The sequence below is a fragment of the Marinobacter sp. DY40_1A1 genome (assembly GCF_016597815.1).
GTDB classification, from domain to species: Bacteria; Pseudomonadota; Gammaproteobacteria; order Pseudomonadales; family Oleiphilaceae; genus Marinobacter; species Marinobacter xiaoshiensis.
On sequence record NZ_VCHA01000003.1, the window covers coordinates 65285 to 82782 of the forward strand.

Sequence of the window (17498 nt, forward strand, 5' to 3'; positions counted from 1 at the left end):
CCCCTCTGCCTGGCAAGCCTCTCAGGCTCTGCGCCTGCCTTGGTTAGCTTCCTGGCCGCAATGTCAGGCCACTAAGGGGCTCTTTGTCTCAAATTGGCCAAGACCCATCAGGGCGTTTCTGGCGATACTCTTCCATCGTAATTCTGCCCAGTTGGGGTGTCAGTTTGCACGCCCTACTATCCCACGGATACTCTCGTTGGCGCCTAAGCACCTCCTGTCCCTCACCGGTTTTCCATTCCTCCAGGTTCAAGTCACGCCAGTAGCGGGGGTTACGGCCAGTTTGCTTATCATGTTCAGCAGTAACCGGATCTAGGTGACGAAAGGGTTCCAGGCGCGGTGTATCTGGCAAGGGCTGAGTCACATCCATGTAGCGCTGAAGCATATCCCACAGAGCCAAAACTTCGTGCTTTTCTGCTTCAATGGTGCTGAAGGCAGTCTTGTTGAAGGTTTTCTGGGTGTAGCGGTGTACCAACATGAGTCGATAGAAGATACCGCCTTGTTGAACAACCCGCTCAACATAGGCATCAAACTCCACTAAAGGCGCCTCGAAGAAACGTTTTCGCCCGAGAGCAATGCGCACCTGACCAGTGAGTCGGTTGAATTCACTGCAGCCATCTTCGAGGGTGTCGTCCAGCTTCTTGTTGATGGCTTTTTCGAAGGGTTTGAGAAAAAAGCTGAGACCAGTGCTCATTATCCAGTTGGTGGTGGGAGGGATTATCCAAAATGCAAAAAACATCCACGCAAATACAATAACCAACCCAAGCACACCAACTAAAAGCCCGGGAAGATCGTACCACCCAGATAACAGGGTGATTCCCCAAACAATTGAAGCCAAGCCTCCAAATAGAAGCAAAAAAATCCACGTGAATGGCAAGAGCAGGACCAAAAATTTAAATCCTAACTTGCCATTCAGAAATCGAATTTTCTGGTGATCCCACCACCAATCCTTATCTTTGAATTCAGGATCTTTTCTTTCCTGATCCTGCAGGGTCTCAATATCTTGGATAGTTCCATGGTATGGAATAAGCCTAGCGTAAGTGCCAACGGGCTGCAGCTCTTCGCCGATACGGGTGCGCTTGGTCTGGTTTTGTGGCAACGGCCCTATAGCAGTTGCCCTGAAGGCCGTGCCTACATATTCAGAGACAGCTTTTGGGGCACTCATGCGGTTACCTCGGTGAAAAACCAGTATGGCGACTTTGGCTGAGCGTATGGATCCAAGATAGCCCGCTCCTTAGGTGGTGGATTGCTGTGCAGGGCCGAATTATATGGTTCATAATATTCATACACTGGTGCGGGAAATATGATCGGCCCTAATTCGGTATCTAAAGTAACCTGAAGTCCAACTCGAACCCGTGTCTTCACTGACTCTTGATAAAGCAAACTACGATATTCACGATCTTGAAGCTCGCGTTTTACAAGAAACCGAACAGCAGATAGATGTGGCAGTGACTGTCGAGCCACGACTTTCTTCAACGGTGTGGTTTTTACGAGTTGAGTACTGCTAACGGGCGCAATAGAGCCCGGAGCAACGATGCTTGTATTTGAGGATTGATAGGCGACTTCCTGAACAACCAAGTTGAAAGGGGTCACAGGTATGCCTGCGTTACACTCATACCCACGATAGAGGTTCAACCGGCTGACCAAAGGGAACTTTACTGTTACCACGTAATCATCAGATTTGGGTGTGTAACTAGGGGGTGATAATGCAGAATCCGGTTCAATATCTGCATACTTTTGCGCAGTAATCTCAATCGGTGAAAGAAGAGAAAGCAGTTGACTGTAATAGGCTTGATCGTCGTGCCCAACCATTAAGTCGTCAGGATACGTACCCCACGGACCTCGCTTGAGGAGTTTTTCGAACACATCATCTGCAACAGCAGAGGCATACAAACCACCGCCAATCACCATCGTCATGCCAAGGATTGCCCACCCCCAGCCAGGTATGGCGAGCAAAGTGCCAAAAAGTGGCTGAGCCACAAAAATCAAGCCACCTATTAATGCTATGGCGTGGCCCGTGGCGGCATCCAAATCCTGCTGTGACAAACTGATTCGCAATTCCCAGGCGCTCACAACAACATTGATAGCACTTGCAACAAAACTCGCCAAGCCTACAGTACGAACCAAGGTAGAAGCATTCAAGCTTTTTAACCTACTACCAATAAAAATCCAGTTTTTCATATCGAACAGTGGTCGAGTAGAAAATTTGTAAAGACGACGCTGGTTAGTTAAGTCGCTTCCCATCACAACGCTCAATTTCATGGACGCTGCGAAGAGATCCACGCCAGCACCCGCCAGCAACTTCGTGGTTGCTAGGGGCATGTTCCCATTACGTGAATCTTGGGCTCGACCATAATTTTGCAGTTCTATAAAAACATTAAACGCCGCCAAAATCACCAGCCCCCGGGACACAGCTGGCCCATCCACAACTTTCCCGACACGCTTAGCAAAATCCACCTTCAACAGGCTAAGCTTCTGGGCTTCGGAGTGCGCATCGGGCGCAAAGAACACCATGGTTCCACCAGCTACCTTATTAACAGCTTCCTCCAAAGCATCAGCGGCTCGTGTGGGGCTGCTTGATGCAATTACCTCATCAGAACTGTCCAATAGATCCGCATACAAATAGTCTTTTTTTCGTGTGAGCACGCCTTCTGTGTGGTCAAAATCATTTAATCCCCGGTCGAGCCCATTTCCTTTCACACCTAGAATTGAACCGCTGATAAGAGCTCCAGCCCGGTCCATCACCTTAATACTTTTCAGCTCGGGATCAGTTAAAGCAAGGTTCGATGAAACGGCCTGCATAACTCTTTGCAATTCGACCTGCTGAATTTCTCCCACTTCCATCAGACGCTTACATACTGCCAATATCGCGGAACTCCACTCTGACAAAGCACCGGATACTAACCCTCCAACTTTTCCCGCATTGGAAATATCCTTAATAACGCTATCACCGCTTTCTGTTTTCTCTTGCAGCTGCTTCTCCAGATAGACTAATGACTGCGTATTCAGGCGGTTTAGCAGCGCCTCATCAATCTCGACGCCCCCATCAGCAAGCGCTCGCAAGCGTTCATAAGGAGACGGCATCTCGCCCTTCTCATCAGTTGAACTCTCAGAATCAGGTTGCGGTGACCAATCAGCTAGAAAACTTCCCTTGAGTATCCATTGTTTTAATCCGGTTAAGACCTCGACATCACTGCTTGCACCTTGAGCTTTAAGCACGCCGGGGATCTGCTGCAAGACATTGAGTTTATCCGCCACCAACAAATAGGCTTCACAGATCGCATGATCACTGCATGTCCGGTAATCTTCAAAAATTGGATCAAGCCCCCCTATCTTGATCGTGGCTATCAGGTCTTCGGCGTGCTGCTCAATGATGCGAATGGCATGATTCTTTTCAGACGTGTGCAACACTTCATCTAACTTCTGCCGGTCTATGGCTTCTGCATACTTTGCCAATGATGGTTTTTTACCACCTGCTTGCGGATCAAAAACCGCCTGCCGGATCAGCATTGCAGAATGAACCATCGGGTTTTTCTGAATAGACACATCAATCGCATCAAGATAATGCAAAGCCAAATGCAACTGAGCAAGCGAATGCCGCAGCTTGAAAAGCGGGTCTGGCAAGGCAATGCAAGCTAGCCCTTTCTGCCCTCTCAGGTCGGCCAGCCGGTCTTTGTCGGGATCACAGCTAATATCAAGCTCTACGGGCTGCCCACCTTCTTCCTGAGCTTCACGCAAGCGGGCGGCTAGTTTTACACAGAGTTCGGAATCCGATGGAGTTTCGAAGGCTGGCGTAAAATCTCGCGGATTTTCCAGCATTAGCTCAACGCCGAGATCCCTTGCCCGCAGCTCCGGTAGATCCTCAACCCTGGAAGCCGGAAACCCGGTCTTGAAGCTGATGCCCTCTGCGGCAGTTACAGCCCAGGCATGGCCAATGCCTGTTGTGCGGGCATTCCTGGCCTTATCATCGGCCTCCAGCTTCTGGATATAGCTCCAGTCCCATTGCACCTCACTGTACGCCATGCGGAAGTCGTGCATAACCGCTTGCCCTTGCAGGAATACGGGTACGAGTACATCGTCGAACCATTCACCTTCCGCTGGGCGCTCAACCCGTAAGTTACTCTCCGGGTTATCAATTTCATTCCGGGCAGCCGTGAGATCAACATCACTCACTTTTGAATCTGGCCCGATCTCCAGCTCACGCCACAAACTGCCTCGGCGAAACACATATAAGTAGCCTGGCCGGAGCATCGCAACAGCCTTGCCTTGATAGACTGGGGCTCCATAACCTGTAGAGACAGGAAGTGCGCTTTCGATTTCTGCCAGGGGTTTAATCCTTAACAGGGTGTTCTCCTGATGGTCTTCCCGTTCAATATTCGAACGGGCATTTTTCAGAAGCGGAATAGTAATCTGCCCCCCTTCCCGCTTGTTGATTGTGAGCACCAGGTCATGGGGATTACTGTCGTCGTATTCTGCTTTACGACGAACTGAACGTTCCCTGGATTCATCGGTAAAAGTTACAGTACCTGTCACGCTTTGCCCCCTTCTGAAGAATCCTTGATAACCTCAACTGCTCCCCCGCTGTTATGCCCACCAATCACATCAACGATCAGCTTTCGATCTGTGCCCGGCAACTGATCAACCTCCATTTGGTCAGGAGAGGCATTTTTGCGTTGGCCCACCATCGCCAGTTCCGGCGGCTGTAGCATTGCCGCACCATCTATACCAAGTACTGCTGGGAGTTCCGGAGTAACGACCGCCTGCCCTGAGCCACTCCCCGGCGCCCCACCCGAATTGATCTTGATCCCCGGCCCACTCAGCGTTACGCCACTGGGATCCAGCTTGATAAAGCTGCCACCGCCAGAAATGGTAATTTCGGCACCGGCATCCAAAACCACTTTGGCACCGGCTTTATGGTGAACTTCACTCCCGGCTTCGCAGAGGGTGGCGCTGCCGGATTTCTGGTGCAGGGTGCCGCCGATGGTCTGGCTGCAGTCGGCTCCGATGGTTTGGCGCTTTTCGCCGTCCACCGTGAGGTGGTCGTTGCTCTTTACGTGGCTGAAGCGGTCGTTCTCGACGGTCAGGTGGCTGTCGTTTTTGATGACTTCGGTACGGTTGTTTTCCGTGAGCAGATCCAGGTCTTTCTGGGCGTGGATGTAGATCTGTTCTTTATCCGCTTCATCCTCAAACCGCAGTTCGTTGCTGCCCTCGCCCTTGTGGGTCTGGGTTTTCAGGGTGGTGCGGGTTTTGTGTTCCGGCAGCGGGTAAGGCGGCGTGTTAGTCGCATGATAAGTGCGGCCGGTAATAATGGGCTGATCCGGGTCGCCATCGAGGAAGGAGACAATCACTTCGTTGCCGATTCTGGGCAGGGCCATAAAGCCATACTGGCCGCCGGCCCAGCCTTGGCTGACTCTTAACCAGGCGCTGCTGTGTTCGTCGTTCTTGCTGTATCTGTCCCAGGGGAAGCGCACTTTTACCCGGCCAAATTCGTCGCAGTGAATTTCTTCCCCTTCCGGGCCGGTCACTATGGCGATTTGTGGGCCGTCCATGAGTGGGCGATGGCTAACCGTTGGCCGCCAGGTTTTGTCGGCGGGTACGGCACTGAAGGTGTTGTGGTAGGTAGTGGGGCCAGAACCGCTCTCTTCTTCCATGGCCTGGGGCTGTTTGCCGGTGTGTGTGACGGCAGTCAGTAGCCAGTCCCGATTCAGTTTGGAGTTGTCGTGTTCGGTGAGTTCGGTTTTGGCACCGCAAGTGAAGTCGGGGCGGTTGCTCTCGCCATTGGCGGTGCTGGCGTCGTTTCTTAGGGCGTCGAGCCTGGCTTCGGTAAACGGCTGGCCGCTGGCATCGGCTTTGAAACGGCCGGGGTAGTCAAAGTGCTGGTAATCCTGCCGTTGGTTGGCACTGGCGGCACTGTGTTCGTGCATCAGGGCGTAGGCGGGATTTTTGAAGGTGTAGTCTTTGGTGGCTACAGACGCGGCGCGAACCCGCTCTTCGTAGCGGAAGCGGAATACGGCGGATTGCTTGGTACTTCCGCCGGCTTTGCCGTTGTATTCGGCAGTACCCAGCCTTGGTGCATCGCCGTGGTGGTCGGCAATAATCAGGCCGGGTTGTTCGCTGCCATCTACGCTGCCGTGCTGATAACTGTAGTGCCAACCTTCTTCGGCAGCCAATCGCCCGATAAAGGCCAAATCGCTTTCCCGGTGCTGTACGCAGTATTCCCGTTCCTGAGGTGCGCGTTTCAGATCAAATACGGAGTCCACAATGCCCCGCTCTTCCAACAGGGTGCGCACAATGGTGTCTGTGGCTTGGGTCTGGAAGATGCGGCTGTTGTGCATCAGCCCCAAGCGCCATACAGGCGGCTCGATAACAATCTCATAGCGGGTGCGGCGGTGGCCGGAATCGCCCCGGGCGAATTCGTTGACCACGCCGGTGAAGCGGCGAAGAGGCATGCCGTCCTGCCACACCACCAGATCGACTGGCTGCTCCAGAACTTCGGATGCATCAATATCCGGGTCGGTGCTGGCCAGTTCAAGGCGGCCGTGAAAAAGCTCGGACAGCCGTTCCGTCAGCGTAAAGCCAACAACGGAAAATAGATCAGTGGGGAGTTCGCCAACACGGGCGGTAAACTGCAGTCCGCTTGCCTGGGGCATGTCTTCTATCCCTGAAGATTGGTGTGTTATTCATGCTCATCCTGAGCCGGTGCCCGATTATACCCACCACGTTTGTGAATGTAACCCCACTGCACCGGAGCGCTTCAAGCATGAGAGCTTGACCACAACTCTATTCTGCGCCACCCTAATCTGGTTTCGTTACGCAACCTAAGTAGCAAAATAGCTACTGCATATCTCAAACTTGGCGGCGTACCCCACCACAGCAAGGAGAAACACCATGAGCCAATACCAAAATCGCGCCATTGTGCTGAAACAGCGTCCCAACGGCGAAATTCAGGAGGGCGATCTGGCAATGGAAGAGCGCCCGGTGCGTAAGCCCGAAGAGGGCGAAGTGGTTGCACAGGTGTTATGGCTTTCGCTGGACCCGTATATGCGCCCGCGAATGAACGATGCGAAAGGCTATATGGATCCCATTGCGATAGACGACCCCATTGTGGGCGAAAGCGTGGCCCGGATTGTTGAGTCCCGGTCAGACAAGCTCAAAGTGGGCGACCTGGTTACCTGCTATTCCGGCTGGCAGGAGTATGTCACCTTCCCCGCAGATGCGCCGATGGTGTACAAAATCGATCAAAAAGAGGGCGTTCCGCTGCAAACCTATCTAGGTGTCGCAGGCATGCCAGGTCGCACCGGCTACTGCGGTTTAACCTACTTGGGTAAACCGAAATCCGGCGAGACGGTGGTAGTCTCCGCAGCTTCTGGCCCCGTGGGCACAGTAGTTGGTCAAACCGCCAAACTTGCGGGTTGCCGCGTGGTGGGTGTTGCCGGTGGGTCAGAGAAGTGCCGCTATGTGGTAGACGAGCTGGGCTTCGATGCCTGCGTAGACTACAAAGCGGGCAACCTGGAAGCCGACCTGAAAGCCGCCTGCCCCGACGGTATCGATATTTATTATGAAAACGTAGGTGGTGACGTAACCAGAGCCGTTGCGCCACTACTGAACCCCGGAGCGCGGGTGCCCATTTGCGGTTTCGTCTCGGCTTACAACGCCAAGAGCACAGATAAGGTAGAGACACCGTTTGATATTCTCAAGCGCCTCGACCCGGTTCCGGAACACCGTTTCTTTCTGGTAACTGAGTGGCAGGACAAACACCAGGAAATTACCGACATTCTCACCAACCGCATTGCCTCAGGCCAGCTCAAGTACCGCGAAACGGTTGCTGAAGGCCTCGAAAACGCTGTTGAGGCATTCAAAGGCATGCTGAAGGGCAAGAATTTCGGCAAGCAGCTGGTGCACATCGCCGATTAAAGTAACCGGCGTATAACGCCGGGAAGGCTACTCCCCTATTTGGAGAAGTACCTTCCCGGTATTTTTGTTGGCTTCCACATAGGCCATGGCGTCTTCAACCTGCTCAATGGGCCAGGCACTGTCAATCACCGGCTCAATCTGCCCGGCAACCAGCAACGGCCAAACATGGCGATACAAATCTTGCATTACACGCTCCTTATCCGCGACTGAACGGGAACGCAGAGTCGAGCCGATCAGCTTGTGGCGCTTCATAAGCATGAGGCCCAGATCGACTTCCGAAAAACGTCCTCCCAGAAGACCGATCAGAACAATGCGGCCATCAGCACTCAGGACCTTCTGATCATCCTTAATGTAGCCACCACCAACCGGGTCCAGCACCATGTCTACGCCGCCCCAGCTTTTCACCGCATCCACAAACGACCCGTTCTTGCGGTTCCAGGTGCCCGTTGCTCCCAGCTTACGGCACACTTCCAGCTTGTCGTCGTCACCTGCAGTGGCAAACACCGGATTACCAAACGCTGTTGCTATCTGAATAACTGTGGTACCCAGGCCGCTTCCTGCCGCGTGCAGCAATACACGCTCACCGGGCCTGAGGTCGGCTTCCTGATATAGGTTCAACCAAGCCGTCGCAAACACCTCCGGAAGCGCTGCGGCTTTTTGCAACGAATACCCCTTGGGTATGGGCAACACCTGAGCTGCGGGAACCAACACCTTGGTTGCGTAGCCTCCCCCCGTCAGAAGCGCACAAACTTCGTCGCCCACTTCAAAGCCCGTTACGGCTTCGCCTATGGCTGCAATACGGCCGCTGACTTCCAGCCCTAGAATTTCCGATGCTCCGGGAGGTGGAGGATAAACGCCCGCCCGCTGAGACAAATCAGCCCGGTTAACGGCAGTCCAGACAACATCGATTTCTACGTGGTTTGCAGGCAACTCATCGAAGCTCGCATAGTCTTCCCACACCAGGGAATCACCGACTATCTTGATTGCTTTCATCATGTATCGAATCTCGGCACTCGTGGGTGTCCAGCTATTGAATATCCAGCTATAAATCGCGTGACTTATCAGGATACCCCATGTGGATGGGTGGTTCGACTTTGAAGCTAAGGGAATGCGATTCCGATACGTTTATCACCACATCCGCGTGGGCGGGCATTTCCGCATGGGCTGCTCTGGTTATCCGCTCATAGTGCATAATAAACCGTGCGATTTCATCATCACTCATAACCTGCAACTGCTTCGATTTATCAGTAGCTGCAACTGCTGTCCTAATTCGCACTGCCAGTTTGTGTTCCTGCAAGATACGCCATTCCAGAACGCTTTCCATGGAGGGCGCTTTAAGCATAATCAGGCTATCCAGCTGTCTAAAAAAATTCTTATAAGTAGTACTCAGGCACTGATTCACGTAGTCGCGCCATACTCCCTTCGAGTCTTCTTGCTCCTCCAATAAATTCACCGGAGCTATAAGTGCCTCCTTGCTTTGCGCCCGAGCTCCCACACACCAACCTTCCAGCAAAATGACAGCCGGCCTGCCTTTGAATACTGGCCAATCACCTGCTGGCGCCCTGTCATCTATTGATTTATCGAACGCAGGGATGGCCGTTTCATCCCCCGGCAGGGCTGAGCGGAGCTGATCTACTACCCGCAGGCCAAGCTCAAGATCGTGTGTACCCGGCACCCCACGGGTTAGCAGTAATGGGTGCACTTGCTCCGCAAGCTCCCAACGCTCTGCTCTGGTAAGGTAGATGTCATCAAGAGAGAAGCTGGCTGTAGGGCAACTCCAGTGTTTTGAGAGCAGCTCCCTCATAAACAGGGCCAGGGTAGATTTGCCAGTTCCCTGTGCACCGTGAATGCCTACAACAAGCGTTCGTTGCGCCGACTTATGGAGCTGCAAGACGTAATACACTAAGGGCGCAATAATCTGCTGCACCGTGTTGGCGTAGCTTTTAGGTAGACCTTCCTGGTCGATTAAAGTGGCGATAGTATTTTCGAGCGCATTCACAAGCAGAGCTGATTCCCGGTGTTAGTTGGTGGTTTGCAAGCATCCTTGTCGATTTGGAGTATAGGCCTTTTATGAGCAGCAATAGTTTTCGTGTAGAGCATCGCTACCTGGAACTCCCCGACAGCTTCTACACCCGCGTTCAGCCCACTCCGTTAAAAGACGCCAAAATGGCGTGTTTCAACCACAAGCTGGCGCAGGAAATGGGCTTCCACGCTACCAACGAAGCCGACTGGGCAAAAATCGGGGGCGGTGCAGAGCTGCTTGAAGGCATGGACCCGGTTGCCATGAAATATACCGGCCACCAGTTTGGTATGTACAACCCGGATTTAGGTGATGGCCGCGGGCTGCTGTTGTGGGAGACCATAGGCCCCGATGGCCGCCGATGGGATTGGCACCTTAAAGGCGCAGGAACAACCCCCTACTCCCGCTTTGGCGATGGCCGCGCGGTTCTTCGCTCTACCATTCGGGAATATCTGTGCAGCGAAGCCATGCATGGGCTTGGCATTCCAACGACCCGCGCCCTGTTTATGGTCAGCGCCCGGGATCCGATTCGCAGAGAATCCATCGAAACCGCCGCTGCACTGGTGCGAGTCGCCCAGAGCCACATCCGGTTTGGCCACTTCGAGTTTGCAGCGCACCATGAAGGCCCGGAAGCGGTAAAAACCCTTCTGGAACACGTCATATCCCTGCACTTCCCACACCTGATTCAACTACCCGAGGAAGAACGCCATGCACACTGGTTTGAAGAAGTGGTGGGGCGTACTGCAAGACTGATCGCAGACTGGCAAGCAGTAGGCTTCTGCCACGGCGTGATGAACAGCGACAACATGTCCATCATCGGCGACACCTTCGATTACGGGCCTTTCGCGTTTCTGGACGATTTTGATGCCGGTTACATCAGCAATCACACTGACCAGGGCGGTCGATATGCCTATAACCGCCAGCCACAAGTCGGCTTTGCCAACTGCCAGTATCTTGCCAATGCGCTGCTACCGGTGATGGACGAAGATACCATCCGAAAAGGGCTACAGCGGTATGAAGCCGCGTACAACGGGCGCTTCTTACAGAACATGCGGGAAAAGCTCGGCCTGGCCCAGGAAGACGAAGGCGATCTCAGCCTGGTAATGGACACCTTCAGCATGCTCAACGAACACCATGCCGACTACACAACCTTCTTTCGCGCTCTCTCAAACCTGTATGACCACGGCCATGCGCCATTGCGGGATTTGTTTGTGGATCGCCAAGTAGCTGATGAATGGCTCGCACGTTATGCGGAACGGCTTGAGAAAGAAACGCGCGCCCGGGATGAGCGGGAATATGAGATGCGCAGGGTGAATCCAAAATACATTTTGCGGAACTACCTGGCGCAGAAAGTGATTCTGGAAGCTCAAAATGGCGATTTTGAACCCATGAAGGAATTGCTTAAGGTTCTGGAAAGGCCCTTCGACGAGCAGCCGGGTTATGAAAAGTACGCTGCGCTGCCACCGGACTGGGGCAAACACATGAACATCAGCTGTTCGAGTTAACGGCGGAGAAATTAGGAAGGGAGAGCCGAGGGCCAGATGGTGAAACCTGACCCTCGACTTTATAGCTCAGCTAACGTCAGATGGCTTTCGCAGCAATAATCTTCTCTTGCCATTCCACCGGGCCAGTCTGATGAACCGACGTACCCTTGGAATCCACCGCCACAGTTACCGGCATGTCTTCCACGTCAAACTCGTAAATAGCCTCCATACCCAGTTCCGGGAAGGCGACCACTTCGGCATGCTTGATGGCCTTGGAGACCAGGTAAGCAGAGCCACCCACAGCCATCAGGTACACCGCGCCGAATTCCTTGATGGCATCGATAGCTACCTGACCACGCTCAGCCTTACCAATCATGCCGGTGAGGCCAGTCTTCTCCAGCATGGTATGAGTAAACTTATCCATGCGGGTTGCAGTAGTGGGGCCTGCAGGACCAACCACTTCTTCACGTACAGGATCAACCGGGCCCACGTAATAGATGAAGCGGCCTTTCAGATCCACCGGCAGTTCTTCGCCAGCGTTGATCATATCCACCATCTTCTTGTGGGCTGCGTCGCGACCGGTCAGCATCTTGCCAGACAACAAAACGGTTTCACCCGGCTGCCACTCTTTTACTTCTTCCGGTGTAATGGTGTTCAGGTTCACCCGGCGCACGCCCTCACCTACTTCCCAAGTGATTTCCGGCCAGTCTTCCAGGCTCGGAGGTGTTTGCAAAGAGGGGCCGGTGCCATCCAGAGTGAAGTGCGCGTGTCGAGTCGCCGCGCAGTTCGGAATAATCGCAACCGGTTTGTTTGCTGCGTGAGTCGGGTAATCTTTTACCTTCACATCCAGCACAGTCGTCAGGCCACCCAGGCCTTGAGCACCGATACCAAGGTCGTTCACCTTATCGAACAGCTCGAGGCGCAGTTCTTCAGCGCGATTGGAGGCACCACGTGCCTGCAGATCGTGGATATCGATTGGGTCCAGCAGGGATTCCTTTGCCAGCTGCATGGCCTTCTCAGCCGTACCACCAATACCAATACCCAGCATACCAGGTGGGCACCAGCCAGCACCCATTTGAGGCACCATTTTCAGAACCCAATCCACTACCGAGTCGGACGGATTCAGCATGGCGAACTTCGACTTGGCTTCAGAGCCACCGCCCTTGGCTGCCACATGAACTTCAACCGTGTCGCCGGGAACCATTTTGTAGTGAATGATTGCAGGCGTGTTGTCGCCAGTGTTCTGACGCTTGCCATCCGGGTCTGCAAGAATCGATGCCCGCAGTACGTTGTCCGGATTGGCATAGGCGCGGCGCACGCCTTCGTTGATTACATCGTCCAGTGGCATCTCGCAGTCCCACTGAACATTCATGCCGATATTGACGAACACGGTCACAATGCCTGTGTCCTGGCACAGCGGGCGATGCCCCTGAGCACACATGCGCGAGTTAATCAGAATTTGCGCCATGGCATCCTTGGCCGCCTGGGACTCTTCCTTCTGGTAAGCCTCATGCACCGCGTCAATAAAATCTTTCGGGTGATAGTAAGAAATGAACTGCAGCGCGTCCGCTACGCTTTCAATCAGGTCATCCTGGCGGATTACGGTGGTCATAGGCGCCTCATCAGGTTGGTATCGTTATGATCGGATCGTCAAAAAACAGGAGGCATAGTTTACCAGAAATTCGCGAGCGCGAGGGATTGGGCAAAAGGCAAAGCTTTTATCTTAACAATCACCTGAAAAAAGGTATCATCCTAACCAAATGACAAAAACCACTTCAGGAAGCACCCCAGGAGAGACAGTGACAGACTTTGTTCAATCCGAAATCAACAACAAGATTTTGACTGTTCGCATTAACCGCCCGGAGCGCAAAAACGCTCTTACTCACGCCATGTACACGACACTGGGCGATGCGCTTGAGCAAGCCGAATCCGATGACGGCCTTCGCTGCGTACTATTTACTGGCAGTGAAGACTGTTTTACCGCCGGCAACGACCTCAGTGATTTCGCCAGCGGATTGAAAGGCAGCTTCAGAGAAACGCCTGTAGGCCGCTTCCTGATGTTGCTGGCCAAAGCGACAAAGCCAGTCGTGGCATCTGTAAATGGCCCAGCCGTAGGCATTGGCACCACTATGCTTTTGCATTGCGATTTCGTCTTCGCAGGCACTAACGCTCGCTTCCAGATGCCCTTTGCAAACCTGGGCCTGTGCCCTGAGGGTGGCTCAAGCCTTTTACTTCCTTCCTGGGTCGGCCGGGTACGGGCAGCCGAGCTATTGATGCTGGGCGGAGCCTTCACCGCGGAAGACGCCTATCGGCTGGGACTGATTAATAGAGTGTGCGATCCCTCCGACACCGAGAAAGCCGCGCTGGAAACTTGTGAAAAGCTCGTCAACCAGGCACCAGCTGCCATTCGGGCAACGAAAATGCTTCTCAACAAGCCCATCCAACAGGAACTTGAGGCAACCATGCTGGCCGAAGGCGAACTGTTTTCAGCTCGCCTGAAATCACCAGAAGCTGCAGAAGCCTTCGGAGCCTTCATGCAAAAGCGCAAACCGGACTTCTCACGTTTTAAATAATCCTCTCGCCCGCCAGTTATCTTGCTCTGGCGGGCATTTGCTACATTTTGTAAAAACCCCCGGATATCGTCAGCTTGGGCTCGACAAACGTCGTGCAGCCATCTATTTTTCATAAAGGCCAAGTTCCCCTTTGTGCGAGGAGGATCCAAACAGCAAGAATCACACTTTTGGCTGATCAACACGCGCTTTAGTGTCGCTATAGTCATAGATATAGAAATTGGCTTAAAGCGCTGGCTACAATTTCAGACAACCGTTTATGCAGAACAGGCCACTGACATCGGGTTTACCGCTTCAGACCGGCCCCGTTAGTTGCCGAACATAACGATACAACAACAGGAAAAGGTTCCACCCATGTTCAAGAAAACTCTAATAAGTCTTGCCGTGGCGTCTTCCCTTGGGCTAACAGGCTGCCTCAGCGGCGGTGACGAAGGGGCGAATGCTAATCCGGATTATCCGATCAGTCAGGATAAATTCACAGCTGAATTCGAGGCAAAGTTTGCGGGCAAAGTTTACCCATTGTTTGACCCCGTACCTGCCGTTTCACAACTGCCAATCCCCAATGACCTGATCTACGCTAAAGCGTCGGGAGATAAAGGGTTGCCGGCCGACGGCTCCTACTCTGTCAGCAATCCAGATGACAACCCTGTTATTGCTGCGCTAAATGGCCTGAGCGGATCTTCAACTGTTGCTCCGATAGATATCCAGTTGAGCGGTAAGCTTGAGGCTACTGATCCTGCCGTGCTAGCTGGCAACGTATTTTTAATCGAAACCAAGTATGCCAGCGGAGAACCCCTGCGCGGGCTATCAGCTTCCGAGCCGGCAACTGTTTCTCGAATGTCGGTTCCGGGGCTTCCTGGTGGAGTTATTGGGGTCGACATAGAGATCAAAGAGCTCAAAACGGAAGAAGGCACCCTTACCGACTTTATCCGGATCTCACCAAAAGAACCCCTAAAGCCCAACACCCGCTATATTGTTGTGATCAAGAAAGGCCTGAATGCTGCAGATGGGAACCCAATTGTAAGCTCTCCAAGGTATACGGTGCTCAAGGATAACGAATTCCCTGATCCCAATTACCCGGAAATCAACAGTGACAACACAACCGTTGGGCCTGGTCTTGATCCGGTCGTTAACCTTATCAACAAGCTGTGGGAACCCATTGCTGAAAAAACTGTAGCGCCTAATCGTGCTGACATTGCACTTGCCTACAGCTTTACAACATCAAACGATGAAAAAGTACTGACTTACATGGCCAACCCGGCCAAATGGTTCGAGGATCAGGTTAAAGCGTTAATTACATCAACAGCGGCGAAGAAAGTCCGTGGCGCACAACTGTACTTCCTGAACCAAATTAAAGCGCCTGGTGCACCTAGTATGCCCGGAACCACATGGGACATTGACGGCAACGGAATTGTGAACGCTGCTGACTTTGCACCATTCTCTGACAGCCCACCAAGTAGCTTCTTGCTAGCTTCCGGTAGCGTCGAAGAGTTTGGATATGCAGATGTTGACCTTGCTGTTCAAGGCGCCCTAGCGCAATTCGTGCCCAGCGTTCAATTTCCCAAACTAGTGCCCGCTGGCGTGGGAGATTGCGACGCCGCCCCCACTGCAGATTCAAAGCTCGCATGTACTGGCGAAGTATTATACGGCACTGCTAGCAACGTATACGGGGCGGAGTTCCCTGCACCTAGCGTGCAAACCGTAGACTTCAGCATTTCTGACCCTACAAGCGCTCAGCAAGTATCAGCGGTTTTATCATCAGTGATAAAGCCTGCGCCTGCTGTTCAAGTCGACGTACACCAAGCTTCAATTACCCTACCTTACTATCTCGGCACACCGGTTGGCGGAGATACCGCCAAGGTGAGGGGCAGCTTCTGGACAGCAGATACTCCTCTCGCGAGCATTTTGGCCAAGAAACTAGGATTAAAAGTCGCACAGTCAGATGCGGATGCATCAACTGTTGTAAACAGCATATTCCCCTTCCCGGAGAAGACAACCGACCAAAGAGTTCCGATGCTGGTTATGACACCAAAAGGTGTTACCGAGGCAGATCTCACAAATAATGCGAACAATTACAAGGTTGCAATATTCCAGCATGGCATCACAACAGACCGAAGTGCCGCCCTGGGCTTTGGTAGCGCACTGATCAATAACTCTGATGGCAATCTAATTGTTGTTGCTATTGATCAGCCTCTGCATGGTGTTGCCCCTTTCTCTAGCGAGGAGCAAGACAACCTAGCCACAAACCTTCTTACAGCCGGCCAAGGCGCAGGCCTGCCACCAACACTGGCACCCTCAAGCTCCAACAATGCCGCTTTGATAGCTGGTCAGCTAAACATTGGGTTCGTTATTACAGCAACGCCAGCCACTACCCCAGCACAAGCTCAACAAACAATCGAGTTGGTGCTTGGCGGCGGAACAACCGGCAACCCCGGTCTGGACAAAGGAATTACCTTCCTAGCCGGAGCGGAAAATGCTGTAGCCAATGCGGGTAGCACGATTCCTGGCCTGGCATCAATTGGCCAAGTTTCAGAGCGTCACTTCAATCTAGCAACCAATGCGACGAATGATGTTGTTGCGATGAACTTCGACCCTGCAAATGCAGTGGGCGGCTCGGGAGATCTGTTTATCAACCTCAAAGGCTTCCTGAACTCCAGGGATAACCTTCGCCAAGGCGCGGTTGACCTCATGAACCTGAGAAGGACTATCGCAAGCTGGGACGGCGTTGACCAAGATAACGTTTTCTTAGTCGGCCATTCACTCGGCACCGTTAACGGTACAAGTTTCGTATCTGCCGTTACCGATAGCGGCGTTGACGAGTTGAAAATTGCAGGGGCTCACTTGCTGACACCTGCATCGGGCATCGTGAGAATGCTTGAGAACTCTCCATCATTTGCGCCCAAGATTCTTGGAGGTCTGTCTCAGCCAGCGCCTTTGGGTGCGGGTCTAATGCAAGGGGATGCAAACCTTGAAACATTCTTCAATGTGTTCCAAGCGGCGCTCGACTCAACAGACCCTATCAACTTCGCAGACAACTTGGTGGCTTCGGCTGCACCAGTGATGGTATCCCAAGTAACCGGAGACAGAACTACTGTAAATGCGGCTTACGAAGGTTTTGGAAGCGACCCATGGGTTCTCCCAGCTGAACTGAATATTCCGCAGTTCTTCCCAATCCGGTCGTCCCAAGCACCTTTGGCTGGCTCTCTGCCACTTGCCAAGTTCCTTGGAATCGAGGGCAGCCCTTTCTTTGCAGACTATGCAGAAGGAGTCCATGGCACACCAGTGCTACCAACAGCTGATGTTACAAAAGCACCGGACTACCAAAAACTATCGTTCAGCTTCTTGAAAGATCGCACGTTCTCAGCTGGCGGTGATGTAGTTGTGACACAACAGGATGCAACTGTCACGTTCGAAGGAATGGTCGGAGCAACACTCACAATGATGGGCTCACTACCCACCCCTTAATAACCTGTAAGCAATAAATGAAAAAAAACCGCGTGACCGAAGAGTCAC

The 17498-nt window shown here is 52.9% G+C and carries 10 protein-coding genes; 4 read left to right on the forward strand and 6 right to left on the reverse strand.

Features of this window, described 5'->3' with window-relative positions:
- Positions 1-88: 88 nt before the first annotated feature.
- From FFI61_RS08835 to FFI61_RS08845, 3 genes are read right to left on the reverse strand one after another with little or no spacing between them, the layout of a single operon-like run.
- Positions 89-1162 carry a hypothetical protein gene (locus tag FFI61_RS08835; RefSeq protein ID WP_200369991.1) on the reverse strand — a complete coding sequence of 358 codons (1074 nt, stop codon included), beginning with the start codon at positions 1160-1162 and terminating at the stop codon, positions 89-91.
- Positions 1159-4530, reverse strand: coding sequence for a toxin VasX (locus FFI61_RS08840; protein WP_200369992.1), 3372 nt, complete (start codon positions 4528-4530; stop codon positions 1159-1161). Before FFI61_RS08840 ends, FFI61_RS08835 begins: the two co-directional genes overlap by 4 nt.
- Positions 4527-6647 (reverse strand): type VI secretion system Vgr family protein, encoded by a 2121-nt coding sequence (locus tag FFI61_RS08845; RefSeq protein ID WP_200369993.1) that lies wholly within the window; start codon positions 6645-6647, stop codon positions 4527-4529. Before FFI61_RS08845 ends, FFI61_RS08840 begins: the two co-directional genes overlap by 4 nt.
- Positions 6648-6885: 238 nt before the next feature.
- Between FFI61_RS08845 and FFI61_RS08850 the strand changes: the two genes are divergently transcribed.
- Positions 6886-7911: an NADP-dependent oxidoreductase gene (locus FFI61_RS08850; RefSeq protein ID WP_200369994.1), complete on the forward strand. Its 1026-nt coding sequence runs from the start codon at positions 6886-6888 to the stop codon at positions 7909-7911.
- A gap of 27 nt (positions 7912-7938) precedes the next feature.
- Here the strand turns inward: FFI61_RS08850 and FFI61_RS08855 are convergent, their stop codons facing one another.
- Together FFI61_RS08855 and FFI61_RS08860 are read right to left on the reverse strand one after the other, a co-directional pair.
- Complete coding sequence (locus FFI61_RS08855) at positions 7939-8907, reverse strand: NAD(P)H-quinone oxidoreductase (RefSeq protein ID WP_200369995.1); 969 nt, start codon at positions 8905-8907, stop codon at positions 7939-7941.
- A 46-nt stretch (positions 8908-8953) separates the two neighbouring features.
- A complete protein-coding gene (locus FFI61_RS08860; protein ID WP_227714790.1) occupies positions 8954-9910 on the reverse strand; it encodes a P-loop NTPase fold protein in 957 nt (318 codons plus the stop codon).
- 71 nt (positions 9911-9981) lie between these two features.
- Between FFI61_RS08860 and FFI61_RS08865 the strand changes: the two genes are divergently transcribed.
- Complete coding sequence (locus tag FFI61_RS08865; protein WP_200369996.1) at positions 9982-11436, forward strand: protein adenylyltransferase SelO; 1455 nt, start codon at positions 9982-9984, stop codon at positions 11434-11436.
- A gap of 76 nt (positions 11437-11512) precedes the next feature.
- On the opposite strand, the gene FFI61_RS08870 is transcribed toward FFI61_RS08865, so the two are convergent.
- Positions 11513-13027 carry a fumarate hydratase gene (locus FFI61_RS08870; RefSeq protein ID WP_200369997.1) on the reverse strand — a complete coding sequence of 505 codons (1515 nt, stop codon included), beginning with the start codon at positions 13025-13027 and terminating at the stop codon, positions 11513-11515.
- A gap of 187 nt (positions 13028-13214) precedes the next feature.
- Here FFI61_RS08870 and FFI61_RS08875 point away from each other — a divergent pair, with 187 nt between their 5' ends.
- Both FFI61_RS08875 and FFI61_RS08880 read left to right on the forward strand, forming a co-directional pair.
- Complete coding sequence (locus FFI61_RS08875; protein ID WP_200369998.1) at positions 13215-13988, forward strand: enoyl-CoA hydratase; 774 nt, start codon at positions 13215-13217, stop codon at positions 13986-13988.
- Positions 13989-14339: 351 nt separating this feature from the next.
- Positions 14340-17450: a hypothetical protein gene (locus FFI61_RS08880; protein WP_200369999.1), complete on the forward strand. Its 3111-nt coding sequence runs from the start codon at positions 14340-14342 to the stop codon at positions 17448-17450.
- The last annotated feature ends 48 nt before the right edge of the window (positions 17451-17498 follow it).

Excerpts from the sequence above, each read along its gene's own strand:
- FFI61_RS08835 (WP_200369991.1), bottom strand. The coding sequence starts at position 1,162 with ATGAGTGCCCCAAAAGCTGTCTCTGAATATGTAGGCACGGCCTTCAGG.
- FFI61_RS08845 (WP_200369993.1), bottom strand. The coding sequence starts at position 6,647 with ATGCCCCAGGCAAGCGGACTGCAGTTTACCGCCCGTGTTGGCGAACTC.
- FFI61_RS08850 (WP_200369994.1), top strand. The coding sequence starts at position 6,886 with ATGAGCCAATACCAAAATCGCGCCATTGTGCTGAAACAGCGTCCCAAC.
- FFI61_RS08855 (WP_200369995.1), bottom strand. The coding sequence starts at position 8,907 with ATGATGAAAGCAATCAAGATAGTCGGTGATTCCCTGGTGTGGGAAGAC.
- FFI61_RS08865 (WP_200369996.1), top strand. The coding sequence starts at position 9,982 with ATGAGCAGCAATAGTTTTCGTGTAGAGCATCGCTACCTGGAACTCCCC.
- FFI61_RS08870 (WP_200369997.1), bottom strand. The coding sequence starts at position 13,027 with ATGACCACCGTAATCCGCCAGGATGACCTGATTGAAAGCGTAGCGGAC.
- FFI61_RS08880 (WP_200369999.1), top strand. The coding sequence starts at position 14,340 with ATGTTCAAGAAAACTCTAATAAGTCTTGCCGTGGCGTCTTCCCTTGGG.